The 14,200-nt window shown below is 58.4% G+C and carries 17 protein-coding genes; 12 read left to right on the top strand and 5 right to left on the bottom strand.

Going from position 1 to position 14,200, the window contains the following annotated elements:
* Positions 1-70 precede the first annotated feature (70 nt).
* Together ACYZTZ_RS17020 and ACYZTZ_RS17015 are read left to right on the top strand one after the other, a co-directional pair.
* On the top strand, positions 71-349 hold the full coding sequence (locus ACYZTZ_RS17020) for a DoxX family protein (protein WP_461999091.1): 279 nt from the start codon (positions 71-73) through the stop codon (positions 347-349).
* Between the two features lie 19 nt (positions 350-368).
* Positions 369-1,271, top strand: a complete 903-nt coding sequence (locus ACYZTZ_RS17015) for a pirin family protein (protein WP_461999090.1) — start codon at positions 369-371, stop codon at positions 1,269-1,271.
* A 224-nt stretch (positions 1,272-1,495) separates the two neighbouring features.
* Here the strand turns inward: ACYZTZ_RS17015 and ACYZTZ_RS17010 are convergent, their stop codons facing one another.
* From ACYZTZ_RS17010 to ACYZTZ_RS17000, 3 genes are all read right to left on the bottom strand, one after another.
* Positions 1,496-1,714 (bottom strand): hypothetical protein, encoded by a 219-nt coding sequence (locus ACYZTZ_RS17010; protein WP_461999089.1) that lies wholly within the window; start codon positions 1,712-1,714, stop codon positions 1,496-1,498.
* Between the two features lie 56 nt (positions 1,715-1,770).
* On the bottom strand, positions 1,771-2,265 hold the full coding sequence (locus ACYZTZ_RS17005; RefSeq protein ID WP_461999088.1) for a PaaI family thioesterase: 495 nt from the start codon (positions 2,263-2,265) through the stop codon (positions 1,771-1,773).
* Positions 2,266-2,330: 65 nt separating this feature from the next.
* Entirely contained in the window at positions 2,331-3,929 is a 1,599-nt protein-coding gene (locus tag ACYZTZ_RS17000) for a winged helix-turn-helix domain-containing tetratricopeptide repeat protein (protein WP_461999087.1), read from the bottom strand.
* Positions 3,930-4,188: 259 nt separating this feature from the next.
* Here ACYZTZ_RS17000 and ACYZTZ_RS16995 point away from each other — a divergent pair, with 259 nt between their 5' ends.
* The 4 genes from ACYZTZ_RS16995 to ACYZTZ_RS16980 all read left to right on the top strand — a co-directional run bounded on the left by ACYZTZ_RS16995 (position 4,189) and on the right by ACYZTZ_RS16980 (position 8,182).
* Positions 4,189-4,941, top strand: coding sequence for an SDR family oxidoreductase (locus ACYZTZ_RS16995; protein WP_461999086.1), 753 nt, complete (start codon positions 4,189-4,191; stop codon positions 4,939-4,941).
* A 42-nt stretch (positions 4,942-4,983) separates the two neighbouring features.
* Positions 4,984-5,397, top strand: coding sequence for a cupin domain-containing protein (locus ACYZTZ_RS16990; RefSeq protein ID WP_461999085.1), 414 nt, complete (start codon positions 4,984-4,986; stop codon positions 5,395-5,397).
* A gap of 95 nt (positions 5,398-5,492) precedes the next feature.
* Positions 5,493-6,590 (top strand): HlyD family secretion protein, encoded by a 1,098-nt coding sequence (locus ACYZTZ_RS16985; protein ID WP_461999084.1) that lies wholly within the window; start codon positions 5,493-5,495, stop codon positions 6,588-6,590.
* Positions 6,587-8,182, top strand: coding sequence for an MFS transporter (locus tag ACYZTZ_RS16980; RefSeq protein ID WP_461999083.1), 1,596 nt, complete (start codon positions 6,587-6,589; stop codon positions 8,180-8,182). Before ACYZTZ_RS16985 ends, ACYZTZ_RS16980 begins: the two co-directional genes overlap by 4 nt.
* Positions 8,183-8,257: 75 nt before the next feature.
* Here ACYZTZ_RS16980 and ACYZTZ_RS16975 read toward each other — a convergent pair whose 3' ends face one another.
* A complete protein-coding gene (locus ACYZTZ_RS16975; RefSeq protein WP_461999082.1) occupies positions 8,258-9,127 on the bottom strand; it encodes a helix-turn-helix domain-containing protein in 870 nt (289 codons plus the stop codon).
* A 25-nt stretch (positions 9,128-9,152) separates the two neighbouring features.
* Entirely contained in the window at positions 9,153-9,743 is a 591-nt protein-coding gene (locus ACYZTZ_RS16970) for a helix-turn-helix domain-containing protein (RefSeq protein WP_461999081.1), read from the bottom strand.
* 247 nt (positions 9,744-9,990) lie between these two features.
* On the opposite strand from ACYZTZ_RS16970, the gene ACYZTZ_RS16965 reads away from it, so the two are divergent.
* From ACYZTZ_RS16965 to ACYZTZ_RS16940, 6 genes are all read left to right on the top strand, one after another.
* Positions 9,991-10,644 (top strand): hydrolase, encoded by a 654-nt coding sequence (locus tag ACYZTZ_RS16965; RefSeq protein ID WP_461999080.1) that lies wholly within the window; start codon positions 9,991-9,993, stop codon positions 10,642-10,644.
* 123 nt (positions 10,645-10,767) lie between these two features.
* Positions 10,768-11,352: an antibiotic biosynthesis monooxygenase gene (locus ACYZTZ_RS16960; RefSeq protein ID WP_461999079.1), complete on the top strand. Its 585-nt coding sequence runs from the start codon at positions 10,768-10,770 to the stop codon at positions 11,350-11,352.
* 62 nt (positions 11,353-11,414) lie between these two features.
* Entirely contained in the window at positions 11,415-13,253 is a 1,839-nt protein-coding gene (locus tag ACYZTZ_RS16955) for an amidohydrolase (RefSeq protein WP_461999078.1), read from the top strand.
* Positions 13,232-13,459, top strand: a complete 228-nt coding sequence (locus ACYZTZ_RS16950) for a hypothetical protein (RefSeq protein WP_461999077.1) — start codon at positions 13,232-13,234, stop codon at positions 13,457-13,459. Before ACYZTZ_RS16955 ends, ACYZTZ_RS16950 begins: the two co-directional genes overlap by 22 nt.
* The gene (locus tag ACYZTZ_RS16945; protein WP_461999076.1) at positions 13,446-13,877 is read left to right on the top strand and encodes a DoxX family protein; all 432 of its coding nucleotides are present in this window, start codon (positions 13,446-13,448) and stop codon (positions 13,875-13,877) included. Before ACYZTZ_RS16950 ends, ACYZTZ_RS16945 begins: the two co-directional genes overlap by 14 nt.
* Positions 13,878-13,902: 25 nt before the next feature.
* Entirely contained in the window at positions 13,903-14,184 is a 282-nt protein-coding gene (locus tag ACYZTZ_RS16940; protein WP_461999075.1) for a YtcA family lipoprotein, read from the top strand.
* The last annotated feature ends 16 nt before the right edge of the window (positions 14,185-14,200 follow it).

Here is a 14,200-nt window from a genome sequence, read left to right as displayed (position 1 = left end):
CTCTGTCCTCGTTCGGCTCTGACCCCTCTAAAGAGAACACTACTATGAGCAACCATGCTTCCGCGTGCCAATGATGGTCGAGATCTTCGAACATATTGGCTTGGGTCAGTGGTTCCGGACCGTGACGGGATTGGTCGAAGTAACGGGTGCTATCGCCCTACTGATACCCGTCACCGCCGGACTGGGCGGTCTGCTGCTCGCGATCACCATGTGCTTTGCTATTTTCACCCATCTGTCCGTTATTGGCGGTAGCCCCGTACCGGCAATCGCGCTGCTGCTGATCACGGCGAGTATCGCCTGGCTCCACCGCGTCGGCATCTTGAACCTCATCCGTCCAATGCAAGCCTGACTTTACGGGAATCGAAACCATGACTACCTCCTCAACCAACCTTGATACGAGTCTGTTCCGGCGTATTGCACAGTACACGCGAGGAACGGTAGGTCATGGACCTATTACACGCCTGATGAGTCCTTCTGATATGGGTCAGACTCTCAAGCCCTTCGTGTTCCTCGACATCTTTGACGTCAGTGGGGATGCTATCCATGCGATGGAGAGCATGCCTTTGCATCCCCATTCGGGCATAGCCACCGTGACGGTTTTTACAGAAGGCCGTGTGCGCTATAACGATTCGGATAATGGGGAAGGGACGATCGGTTACGGTGGTGTCGAATGGATGCGGGCCGGCGGAGGTATCTGGCATGGCAAAGAGCTGACTGCCGAGGAGGTTCCTCGCATTCAGGGATTTCAACTGTGGATCGCCTTGCCGGCTGAGCTCGAAAACGGTGATCCTGAAAGTCGCTACATCCAGTCATTGGGCGCCAGTGAGAGCCAACCTGCTCATGTGATACTCGGCAACTACCAAGGCGTGCAAAGCCCTGTCCCTGCGCCGAAGGACGTCAATTATTTGCTGGTCACTTTAAAACCAGAAGAGCGTTGGGTGTATCAGCCACCTGCCGGGCACAGTGTAGGATGGCTCGCGCTCGCCAAGGGGGCGCTGAATGCCGGAGGCGTTGTCCAGGCTGGTGAGATGGTTAGTTTCGACTCCAGCGAGGCACCTATTGCCTTGCAGGCATCAGGCCAAGAGGATGCAGTGTTCGTCTTGGGTTCGGCTGTACCCCATCCGCACCCGCTACACCTTGGATACTATTCTGTGCATACAAGTGCGCAGGCGCTTGAGGCGGGCGAGCGTCGCATAGCTGAGTTGGGTAAGAAGTTGAAGGCGGCCGGAGACCGTCGTACAGAGTCAGGGACGATTCCGGTATTCCGATGACGGTTTGCAACCCTTCGGCGGTTACCGGGCTTATGTCAGCTAAACACTGCCGGCATCCCCAAACGGATTTACCTGGTCATTACTTGTCTACAACGTCTTTGATCTCACGGTGCATTAAAAGATCTTGATTGATCGGCTAGTTCTTTCCAGCGTTCGCTTTTGGCCGATAGGTGCTGGTGGCGACAGGCAGAAATCGGCTGATTTCAGCCCTTCAGAAAGAGCGGCTATTTGATCTGAAACAGGCGTGAAATCGTGACCAGAGCTTTCTCCCCGTCAGCCTCATAGAGGCCAAACAAGGACGCTTGGTCGGTGAGGCGATGCAGGCGGAAATAGTGATAGAAGGCTTGACCCAGGCGCTGCTTCTCGAACACTCCCTGGTTCCAAAGGCAGAAAAATTCGTTATAGGCAGCCTCCTCGATTTCGAGCCTCGGTGTGCTGTCCATTTGAACCTCACTTGATGGTGAAACCCCCAATGGGTGGTGCTTGGATGGAAGGCAACCTACCGACTATGAGCAACGGCTGCCAGTTGCTCGGTGTCTACGCGAACAAAAACGGAATCTCCAATAGCCGTCAGCACATCCCCCGCGTAGACCTCACAGATGACGCGAGTTTTGCGCCCGACTTCACCTTCGACTTTCGCACGCAGGGTCAGCGGGACACCCATCGGTGTCGGTTTGATGAACTTGATGCCAAGGTTGCCAGTGACGCAATTGATGCGGGGGAGGCTTGCGACTTCGCGGTGTTCCATACGGTAGTGATAAGCCATCGCCGTCCAGTTTGAATGGCAGTCAACCAGCATCGCTATCAGCCCGCCGTAAACCAGATCCGGCCAGCCGCAATACTTGGCATCAGGCACGTGTTCGGCCATGACATGCACGCCGTCCTCATGCCAGAAGCTCTTGATGTGAAGCCCGTGCGGATTACTGCTGCCGCAGCCGTAACAAACGCCTTCAGGTGCGGCGGTGTCTTGCAGGGAGGTGTCGAGCCTGGACATACCGTGGTCATCCTCAAAAATGTGAACCAAATCTGTCGAATTTTAACGCTGCAATCGGGCTTCGGTCACTCGGGCAACCCGGCCAGCCGCAGTCCATCCGCGAACTGCGCGAGATCCTCGGGCCGTTGGATGGGCAGCCAGTCTTTCAGGTTGGAGACGCGCAACGAGGGTTCCAGCTCGTGCAGGCGCTGTATCGCCTGCTTCGCTTTGTCCATTTGCCCGGTGAGCGCATGACTGGCCGCCATCAGGGCAACCGAGGGCAGGAGGGTGGGCAGGTTCCCCAGCGCCTTCTCTGCCCAGGCCGAAGCGGCGTCGAAGCGCCCGGCGAAGAAATACGCGAGCGCCATTCCCACCTGCATCCGAAACATTTCCGGGTCCAGCGGACTCAAGCGAACGGCATGGGTCAAATGCTCAATCGCTTCGTCTGTTTCACCGCGCAGTGCGCGCAGGATACCGCCCAGGAACCAGGCGGGGGCGAGGTTGGGATTGAGCAGGCGTGCCCTGTCGAGCAGGGCAATGCCGCCATCGACATCACCAGCGAGATGGGCAAGCGCATGTCCGCCTCGCGTCAGCGCCACCGCATCATCCCGGCCGAGTGCCACCGCCAGCCGCGCAAGCCGTACGCCTTCGGCGATCTCTCGAGTCCGATCGATCATCCAGCCATTCAACTTGCGCCAGAAATGGCACCAGGATGCCATGCCATAGGCCGATGCAAATTCCGGGTCGAGCTCGATGGCCTTGTAGAACAACGGCAGCGCCACCTCGATGGCTTCCCGGGTGCCGCTGTGCAGTTTTGCCATGCCGCGCAGGTAATAGTCGTAGGCGTCCAGGCTTTCCGTCGGTTTACGCTTGGCGCGTTCGATTTCCGCACGCTCCAGCTGCGGCGCGATGGCGCCGACGACACTTCCGGCAATTTGATCCTGCAGTTCAAAGATGTCGTCGAGCGTGCCTTCGAAGCGTTCCGCCCAGATATGCGTCCCGTTTGTTGCGTCGATGAGCTGCCCGGTGATGCGTACCTTGTTTCCGGACTTGCGCACGCTACCTTCGAGCACGTAGCGCACGCCGAGCTCCTGGCCGATGCCCTTGATGTCCACCGCGCGGCCCTTGTAGGTGAAGCTCGAGTTGCGCGCGATGACGAACAGCCAGCGGATTCGCGACAGGGCGGCGATGATGTCCTCGACCATGCCGTCGGCGAAATACTCCTGCTCCGGGTCGCCGCTCAGGTTGTGGAAGGGCAGGACGGTAATGGAGGGCTTGTCCGGGAGGACGAGCGAGGAGGGCGGTGTTTGCTTCGGGTCCACGGGCGCAATTTCGCCGGTGCCTGGCCCGTCAGGCTGTCGTGCTCCGCCGATCTCGCCGACCTTGATCTCGCCGACGAAGCGGTAGCCCTTGCGGGCGACCGTGCGCACCAGTCGTTGTTCTTCGCCGCTATCGCCGATGGCCTTGCGCACCGCATTGATGTGGCTGGTGATCGTCGATTCCGAAACGATCCGACCGCACCAGACCGTCTTGAGCAGGTCGTCCTTGCTGACGACGCGATCGCAGTTGCTGACGAGCTGCAGTAATAAGTCGAAGACTTGCGGCCCGATGTCCACGACGTGTCCGCGCAAGGTGAGTTCCCGGCGCTCCTGATCGAGCACGTAGTCTTCAAACACGAATGGCAAAGTGAGGTTCCCCTGGCGAAGCGCCCTCAACTCCGTGTTCCAGGCGACTGGCGATTAGTATTTGAAATTGATGATACGGCAGCGCTAAACCCGCCGCACCGTCCGCAGCGATGACGACGTCGGGCAGCGGCCTCTTTGGACGTAAAACCAAGCGTTCATGGAGGGAAACCCACAGCAGGCACAAGGACTTCGCTGACGCGCGCAGGCAATCTCCCTTTACACCGACGCAATGGTTGCAGTCGACACGTGGAGAAAGCCCATGAAAATCGTCGTCATCGGAGGCTCCGGCCTCATCGGATCGAAACTTGTGAACAACCTCCGCGAGCGCGGCCATGACGTGCTCGCAGCCAGCCCCAGCACGGGCGTAAACAGCATCACCCGCGAGGGTTTGGCCCAGGCGATGGATGGTGCTGACATCGTCGTCGACGTGGCGAACGCGCCGTCGTGGGAGGACCAGGCCGTCCTCGATTTCTTCGAAACGTCGAGCCGTAACCTGCTCGCCGCCGAAGCGGCCGCCGGGGTTCGGCATCACGTTGCCCTGTCGATTGTCGGGAGCGAACGGCTTCCCGAGAATGGCTATTTCCGGGCCAAGGTCGCGCAGGAAAACCTCATCAAGGCGTCCGGCATTCCTTACTCCATTTTGCGTGCGACGCAGTTCTTCGAATTTGTCGGCGGCATTGCCCATTCGTTTACCGTCGGCGAAGAGCTTTGCGTTTCGCCGGCGCTGATCCAGCCGTTGGCGTCCGACGACGTGGTGGCGGCGCTCACCGACGTCGTGCTGGCAGCGCCGGTCAATGGCACGGTCGAAGTCGCGGGGCCTGAGGCCATGCCGCTAGACGAGCTGATCAGGCGCTTTCTGCGGGCCACTCGGGATACTCGCCAGGTCATACCGGACGTACACGCGCGCTACTACGGCGCCGTGCTTGACGATCAATCGCTGACCCCCGGCAAGAACCCTCGCCTGGGCGCGATCCGCTTCGAAGACTGGCTCGCTCAGTCGACGGCCGGGTAACAGGCCGCGACGTCACAACTCACACCACGAAGGAGAATTGCCATGTTTACCCGATACCTCTTGGCCGCTGCCTTCGCAGCGCTCTCGATCAGCGCAGTGTCGGCCGCTGAGCCGCCCGCCGGCAAGGTGACGGTCGTGTTTGACCGTCCCATTCCCAACATCCCTGGCAAGAGCATGAAGGGCGTAGTCGTCGAGTATGGGCCGGGCGCCGCGTCGCCGTCTCACACCCATCCGAAAACGGCTTTCATTTATGCAACGGTCCTGGAGGGCTCGTTTCGCATCAAAGTCAAAGGCCAACCGGAAAAGATCTACAACGTCGGCGAAAACTTCGTCGAGGAGCCGGGCTCCGTGCACGAAGTCAGCGCCAACGCCAGCGACACCCAACCCGCACGCCTGTTGGCCGTGTTCGTCCTCGACACCGATGAAAAGACGCTCGTTACACCGATCAAAAAGTGAGCCGATGACGCGCTCATGAATGCTCGACAGCCGGGCGGCAGGCCACTGCCGCCCGTGGCTGCTGTAGTCCCAGGCATTGAACAGGAAATGACAACATGAACTCGCTTCAGGACAAGGCCGCCATTGCCACCGGCGCAAGTGCCGAGATCCCTGTCGTGGTGGTGCGGCAAAGCAAGAGAAAGAAGATCGGCATCCTGCTGTGCATCAGTGCCGTGGTGGTCTTGGCTGGCGGATGGGCGATAGCGCTTTCGAGCGGTGCGACTTCCACCGACAACGCTTACGTGCGCGGCGACGTCACGTCGCTCGCCGCAAAGGTTGCCGGCTATGTCACTGCGGTCGAGGTCGAGGACAACCAAACCGTCCGGGCCGGTGCCGTCCTGTTCCGTATCGATGATCGGGACTATCGCGCACGGCTGGCGCAAGCCGTGGCCAATGTCAGCGCTGCCCAGGCTCGCCTGACCCATGTCGATGCCGAAACCCAGCTTCAGCGTGCCCTGATTCGACAGGCCGAAGCCCAGAGACGCTCGGGCGTGGCCGAGATGAATCTGGCGACCAAAACCCACGATCGCAGCCGCAAACTGATTGTCAGCAACGCGGTCAGCCAAGCGCTGGTCGATGAAACCGGCGCGGCACAATCCAGAGCCGAGGCGACGGTATCGGCCGCTTCGGCATCGGTGGAGGCGCAACAGCAACACATCGCCGTCCTTGTGGCCGAGCGCGAAGCTGCCGTTGCTGCGGTGACACAGGCGCAGGCCGCTCGCGATCTCGCCCAGATCGATCTCGACAGCACCGTGGTACGCGCGCCGGTTGATGGCGTGGTCGGTAACCGTCAGGTCCGCATCGGCCGCTTTGTTACGACGGGCGTTGCCTTGCTCGATATCGTGCCGGTCAACGACGTATGGGTTGTGGCGAATTTCAAGGAAACCCAGCTCGAACAAATTCGCCCCGGTCAGCGTGTGCGAGTCACGGTCGACGGCTACCCCAACGGGGTACTTGAAGGCGTGGTCGACAGCTTTGCACCGGGTAGCGGGTCGGCGTTCAGCCTGCTCCCCACCGACAACGCGACCGGCAACTTTGTGCGTGTCGTGCAGCGCGTTCCGGTGAAGATCCGGCTTGTCCACAACCCGTTGCCGGGCCGCATCGTGCCGGGCCTGTCCGCCCGTGTCGAAGTTGCGCACGGGGAGGGATCATGAACGCGGATGCCAGCGCGACGCGGAGCAACACCCGCGCTACGACCGGTGTCTTGCTCATGGTGGGCATCGTGCTTGCCACGCTGACGGAAGCGATCGCCAGCACCGTTCTGTCGCTCGGACGCGGCGACATCATCGGCGACACCTATGCAACGCCTGATGAGTTCGCCTGGCTGGATATCGGCTACACCGCGCTCAAGCTGATCGGGTTCATGACCGCGCCTTGGCTGCTGACGCGTTTTAATCCACGTCATGTGATCATCGGCTCAACCCTGGTCATGGGCATGGCATGCGGCATTGCCGCCCTCACTGCTCGGCTGGACCTGCTGATCGCGCTTCGAATTGTTCAGGGCTTCGCTGGCGGCACCCTGCTGGTTGGAGGTCAGGCGATCATATTTCGCGCCTTTGCGCGATCTCGCCAACCCATCCTTCAAGCCCTGTTTGCCATGGGCGCCGTTGTCGCGTCCGCGACGCTCGCCCCGGCCCTTCAAGGGTGGTTGATCGATAGCCAGTCCTGGACATGGATTTTCTTCTGTGTTGTTCCGGTGGCTCTGGCAGCGACCGGATTTCTGCTGATCGCAGACGGCCCGATGCCAGCCAAGACCCGGCACCGTCCGTTTGACTGGGTCGGCTTCGCGCTGATCGCTGCCACGCTGTTCTGCTTTACCTACGTTCTCAGCCAGGGCAGCCGATGGGACTGGTTTGAAGAGCCTCGCATCCTTTGGCTGAGCGTGATCGGCTCAGCCGCGCTGCTGGCATTTCTCGGCCAACAAGTGTTGGCCAAAGGCCAAGGTCTGCTCGACTTCACCCTGTTCAAATCGAGCGACTTTTCCTTCGCCTTTATCGTCAGTTTTGTCGCCGGCGCCGCCTTGTTCGGCAGCGCGTTCCTGATCCCGGCATTTGCCCTGTCGGTCCTCGCGTTCACGCCTACCGATGCCGGCCTGCTCCTGTTGCCCAGTGGCGGGTTTTTTATCGGCGGACTCCTCATATCGGCTTATCTCATGCAGGTCCGCCGCGTTCCGCCGGTCGCCACAGTGCCCTTTGGAATCCTGATGATCATGGTTGCGATGTGGATGCTGTCCGGTTCGACCAGTGAAAGCGGCACGGACGACATGATGGCAGCCATCCTGTTGCGCGGTCTGGGCCTTGGCTTCCTGTTTCTATCGATCACGCTGATCGCTTTCAGCGACCTCAACAGCCGAAACCTCGCCTGCGGGATAGGTCTCTTCAATACGGGGCGCCAGTTGGGTGGTCTGATGGGCGTCGCAGGACTCCAGACACTGATCGACCATAACGTCTTCGCCAATGCCGTGGTCCTCGGCGCCAATGTCACCCCGGGAGGGGCCGCGGTCATCGAACGGCTGACGACCACGACAGCCATGCTGACGGTGAAAGGGATGGATGCAGCGGCCGCTGGCCGGGCAGCGGTGAGCCTCTTGGGCCGGGTCGTGTCAGGTCAGGCCACGGTGATTGCCTTCGACACCGCGTTCATTGCTGTCGCCCTGCTTTTTGTAGTCGCCGCGCCCATGCTGGTTGGCATCAAGATCGGATTCTCGCGACACGCGAAAGTGCGCGCTGCGCGAACCGTGGGGTGAGGCAGCTCACGCCAGCGAGCCCCTGCGGATACTCAGCCAAACAACATCCGACCAGGCGCTTCGCTTGGCCCGACTTCATCGATACAGGAAGACGCTTGCATCACGTTGCCGCCTCCAGGCTACGGGAGGGACCCCGAGCAACCGGGTGAACACGCGAGTCAGGTGGGATTGGTCTGAAAATCCACATTCGCGGGCGATAGAAGAAATGGGTTTCGAGGGTTGGGACAGTATCAGTTCTTTGGCTTTTTCGACGCGCATTTGCGTCAACCAGGCATGAGGTGTCATCCCTGTGGTCTGCTTGAATGCCCGGGAGAAGTGGCTCCGTGACAGGGAGCATTCCCTGGCAATGGTGTCGACCGAGAGATCACCCGCCAAGTGGGTGGCGATGATTTCCTTTGCAAGCACGAGCTGCCAGGTTGTCAGCTTGCAATTGGCATCAGCGCTGTTCGTCCCGCCACGAACGTAACGACGCAGCACATGATCACAGGTAGCGAAAAAAATGTGGTCAAGGAGCAGCTGGTTCCGTGTGCTCGATTGGTTGAGGGTCGGCAACAGGGCACAGGCGAGATGATGGAGGGTTTCGTCCTTGCCACCCTGATCGTATTCGAAACGGTCAAAGCGCCTGATTCCATTTTCCTGCTGAAGATCATCAAAGATTGAGCGTGGAATATTGAAGCGGACATTGTCATAGGGGGCCCGGTGCTGGCACCTCAACTCGTCTCCCATAAAGGGTAACGATGCACTGGCTTTTTTGTAACCGCCGGAGTAAGCAAGCCGTCCCCCGCGCCAAAGTCGATGATCAGCGAAGTCCTCCAGCTGAACAATGATTGAAAACATGTCAAGGCACGGTATGTCCACAAGCCTTTCTACGTCAGGATTTTTTTGCTGTGTCCTTACCACAGTGAATTTATCGGTGGTGAGTTGAGAGACCCATGGTGTGGTCATAGAGGAGCCCTCAGGGCTAAGGGGATTATCGATAGCCAGTGTTGAGCTGACGCCAGTAAGAAGGCGAGAATCCGGTACATCGACTGAATACCTTGGTGAAATGCGAGCTATCGGAAAATCCGCAATCAATAGCGACATCGGTAATTTTCAACAAGGGGTTCAGGAGCAGTTTTTTGGCTTTGTCCACGCGTAGTTGCAGAAGGTACTGATGAGGGCTCGATCCGAGACTGAGCTTGAACGCCCGGCTGAAATGGCAGCGAGAGAAGGAGCACTCACGGGCCAGTTTTTCAACAGATACACCATCGGCAATATGGGCGCATAACATTTCCTTTGCTCGTCTCTGCTGCCAGGGCGCCAGGCCTCGATCCTTCGAAGACACGGCAACGCTTCTCTGACCCTGATGGAGGGAAAGGTGCGCCTGCATGGCCATCATGATTTGATCGATAAAAAAGCGATTGGCTTCATCAGGCTGGTTGAGCATGGGCATCACCGCACAGGCCAAGTGATAGATGACGGGGTCAGACGCCTCGATACTGTGTTTGAAATGGATGAGCAAGAACTCATCAATGGTCGGTGTATAGGTAGAGGGCATGGTTTTATCGGACATCGGACGCATGCTCGAGCTTCCTCATTTTCGGGGTACAGGCTTTTTCGTGGAGCAAAGCCGTTTTACAGACGAATCGCTCAGAAAACATCCGGGATCGCGTAAAAAAGGCGTATGTCCAGACATGCGGTCTGCCGCTATCCAGATCCGGAAACAGCAATTATCTCAGCACAAACCTTCCAAAATCGCACATCCATACAATCGCCTGCTCCAGCACACCATGAGAATGCACACTCCCAAACGTATCTGGAGAAGTGTCATGGCAACTGCAAAGGCAGCACCCGGTAAAGGCCTGTTGGATCCTTCCAACCACGCTCTGATCCTGATCGACTTCCAGTCTCAGATGTCATTTGCCACCAAATCCATAGACGCCGTCACCCTTCGAAACAACGCTGCACTGATCTCCAAAGCAGCAAAGGAATTTGGTGTTCCGGCCATTCTTACCACGGTCGCTGAGAAAAGTTTTTCAGGCCCTATGTTTGAAGAAATCACCTCGACTTTTGCTGGTCAGGCACTCATTGATCGAACCAGCATGAATACCTGGGAAGATGAGCGAATCGCCGTCGAAGTGAACAAGATCGGCCGCAATAGAATCGTTCTTGCCGGTCTCTGGACGTCGGTCTGCATCGTGGGCCCTGCGATCTCGGCGCTCGAACAAGGGTTCGAGGTCTACATCATTTGTGATGCCTGCGGTGACGTTTCAGATGAGGCTCACGAACGCGCCATCAGCCGTATGATCCAGGCAGGCGTGCGTCCAATGACTTCGCTTCAGTACCTGCTGGAACTGCAGCGTGACTGGGCCCGGAGCGACACCTACAACGAGACGGTCAAAACCTCCATTGCCCATGGTGGCGCTTATGGTCTTGGTTTGATTTACGCCAAAACGATGTTCAACGCCTCTGAAAGTCACTGATCTGTTTTGCGCCTCATTCCGAAGGGGAATAAGGCGCTCTCAGGCGAGTGCGGATGGACGGGCAGTTTCCAACTTGCCTGACGACCGTATTGACTCGCGGGGCGGGCAGCCCAGGAGGTCGCAATGAGCATTTACAATGCCAATGAAGTGGCCACGTTAGTCGTTCGGCACCGAGCCCGACAGGGCAGTGAGAGCGCCTATGAAGCCTGGCTTCGAAAAACAGTCGATACCGCCAAGGGTTATGAGGGGCACTTGGGCGTGGATGTTTTTCGCAGCCACCGTGACGGTATTCATCTCTTCACCAGCGTTCTGCGCTTCTCCTGCACGGAGAAACTTCAGGCCTGGCTGGACTCCGAGGACCGTCGTTTGCTGGTGGCTGGGGTGCAAGACCTGCTGGCCGATGGTGATCAACTCGAGGTCAGCCAGGGGCGCGAGTTCTGGTTCACTCCCGAGACATCCCAGGCGTCACCGCCGCCCCGGTGGAAACAGGCTTGCATCACCTTTTTGGTCATCCTGCCGCTGTCATTGGCTGTCCCTTTGTGCTGGGGCCCGGTGTTCGCACGGGTGCCGTGGCTGGGAGGGTACTTGCAGAGCAATGTGGTGATCACGCTGACCATCGTATTGTTGGTGGTTTACCTGTTCATGCCGCCTGTGACCCGGCTATTCGCACCTTGGCTCAATGGTGATAAAGGCGGGGAGCGTCCATGAAAAAGACTCTACCGTTTGCCCTATCAGCAGGTTCATCAGCATCGAGTATTCGAGGAGGCACAATGAACGCCGATTTGATCATGATCAATGGCCGCTTTCACACCGTTGATCGCGAGAAACCCACGGCCAGTGCCGTGGCTATCAAGGACGGGAAATTTATTGCGGTTGGCAGTGACGAAGAAATCATGGCCACGCGCGGCAGTGCCACTCAAGTCATTGACTTGAACAAACGCACAGCGATTCCCGGGCTGAACGACTCCCACCTCCATCTGATTCGAGGTGGATTGAATTTCAATCTGGAACTGCGTTGGGAGGGCGTACCTTCGCTGGCGGATGCCCTGCGTATGCTCAAGGCACAAGCTGATCGTACGCCTGCGCCACAGTGGGTGAGGGTGGTGGGCGGCTGGACGGAGTTCCAGTTCGCCGAAAAGAGAATGCCTACGCTGGACGAACTGAACAAAGCCGCCCCCGACACGCCGGTGTTCGTATTGCATTTGTATGATCGTGCGCTGTTGAATCGGGCAGCGTTGAAAGTAGTCGGTTACACCCGCGATACGCCCAATCCGCCTGGTGGGGAAATTCAGCGCGATGCCAATGGCGATCCTACCGGCATGCTGATCGCCCGCCCCAACGCGATGATCCTTTACTCGACGTTGGCCAAAGGCCCGACGTTGCCGCTGGAATATCAGGTCAACTCAACACGCCAGTTCATGCGCGAGCTCAATCGGTTGGGCGTCACCAGCGCCATTGACGCGGGGGGCGGCTTCCAGAACTACCCCGACGACTACGAGGTCATTCGCGAACTGGCCGATAAAAATCAATTGAGCGTACGCATCGCTTACAACCTGTTCACTCAAAAGCCAACGCAGGAACTGTCGGACTTCAAGAGCTGGACAAGCATGGTCAAGCCGGGCGACGGCAACGACTTCTTCCGTCACAACGGTGCCGGTGAAATGCTGGTGTTCTCTGCTGCCGACTTCGAGGACTTCCTCGAGCCGCGACCTGATCTTTCCCAGAGCATGGAACAAGAGCTGGAGCCCGTGGTTCGTCATCTGGTCGAGCATCGTTGGCCTTTCCGGCTTCATGCGACCTATAACGAATCCATCACGCGGATGCTCAACGTTTTTGAGAAGGTCGACAGAGATATTCCCTTCAATGGCCTCCCTTGGTTTTTCGATCACGCCGAAACCATCACCCCTGAAAATATTGAGCGCGTTCGGGCGTTGGGCGGCGGAATCGCCATTCAGGACCGGATGGCGTTCCAGGGGGAATATTTTGTCGAGCGCTATGGCAACAAGGCCGCCGAGCAGACGCCGCCCATCCAGCGGATGCTGTCCGAAGGCGTGCCCGTAGGTGCGGGCACCGATGCTACCCGGGTTTCCAGCTATAACCCGTGGACATCGTTGTACTGGCTGGTCAGTGGAAAAACGGTTGGCGGGATGACGCTCTATCCACAAGGTCTTTCACGGGATACGGCGTTGCAGCTGTATACCCATGGCAGTGCCTGGTTCTCATCGGAGCAGGGCAAGAAAGGGCAGATCAAGGTCGGTCAGTTGGCTGACGTGGTGGCCTTGAGCGCCGATTTTTTCAGCGTCGATGAAGAGGCGATCAAGTGGATCGAGTCCGTGTTGACGGTGGTGGGGGGCAAGGTCGTTTATGGCGCCGGTGAATTCGATCAGTTGGCTCCCCCCGCGCTTCCGATCATGCCGGATTGGTCACCTGTCATTAACGTTCCCGGGCACTGGAAACCCAATGCGGTGGTCGCTGCCCGCACGCATCAGTGCAGCGGCCCTTGCGCCGTCCACTCACACAGTCACGACAGGGCCCGGTTGTCGTCAGTGCCGGTCAATGATTTCACAGGTTTTTGGGGAGCCTTTGGTTGTTCCTGTTTTGCATTCTAGGGGCAGGCGGTGTCGCCCCGGATGGCCGCAATATCCTGGAGTTGTTCGCTGAAGACGCACAGGTTTATTTTCCCAAGTGGGGGATTGCGACAGGGCATACGCAGATCAGTGAATTGTTTGCGGACCTGGGTGAGCGGCTGATTTCAATCACCCATGACTACGCTCATTTCAATCCTATGGAGGCCAGGGAACATGTCTACGACTGATATTGAGACGACAACGACCGCCGCCGATGTCGCACTGTGCTGGCTACGAATCACCGGGTGTCTGATGCTGGTGTCAGTGCATGGAATCCCGAAACTGCTCCATTTTGACCACGAATTGGGATTGATCGAAGACCCGTTAGGCATGGGGAGTTTGTTGACCTTGTCGCTGGCGATTTTCGCCGAAGTACTGTGTCCGGTATTCATCGTATTGGGCGTTCTGACGCGCCTTGCGACGTTGCCGGTTCTATTTTTGCTCGCGGTATCGGTGATCTGGGTGCATCCGGAGTGGAGCCTGGCCGAAGGGCAGTTCGCCTGGCTGTTACTGATCGTCTTCTCGACGATTTTTGTCGCGGGCCCCGGGCGATTGGCATTGGGAACCCGCTTGGCGCGTCGCTGGCCGTTTTTGCGTGAACTATAGTAGTCCCTTTAGTGGAGGGGACTTGATGAGCTCCATGAAGGAGGGAGAGAGAGTCTGGCGCAAAAGCCTTCTGCTGCTGACTTTGACGCTATCAGCCTGTTCCCGCTCGCCATCAGTGCCCGTGCTGGGGGCTTATTTTCCCGACTGGCTGTTCTGCATCTTTGGCGCTGTGCTGCTGGCGTTGCTGGTCCATACTTTTTTGGCTCGGCGCGGTTTGGGTGCCTGGCTGACGCCACCGGCGCTGGCTTACCCCGTGCTGACCGCGTTGTTCGCCTTGAGTGCCTGGTTGCTGTTCTTCCAGACCTGACCGGGAGTCGCCCACC

This window comes from Pseudomonas sp. LB3P58 (assembly GCF_054897895.1).
Note: the sequence above shows the minus strand (reverse complement) of the source record. Positions and strands in the feature narration are given on the sequence as shown.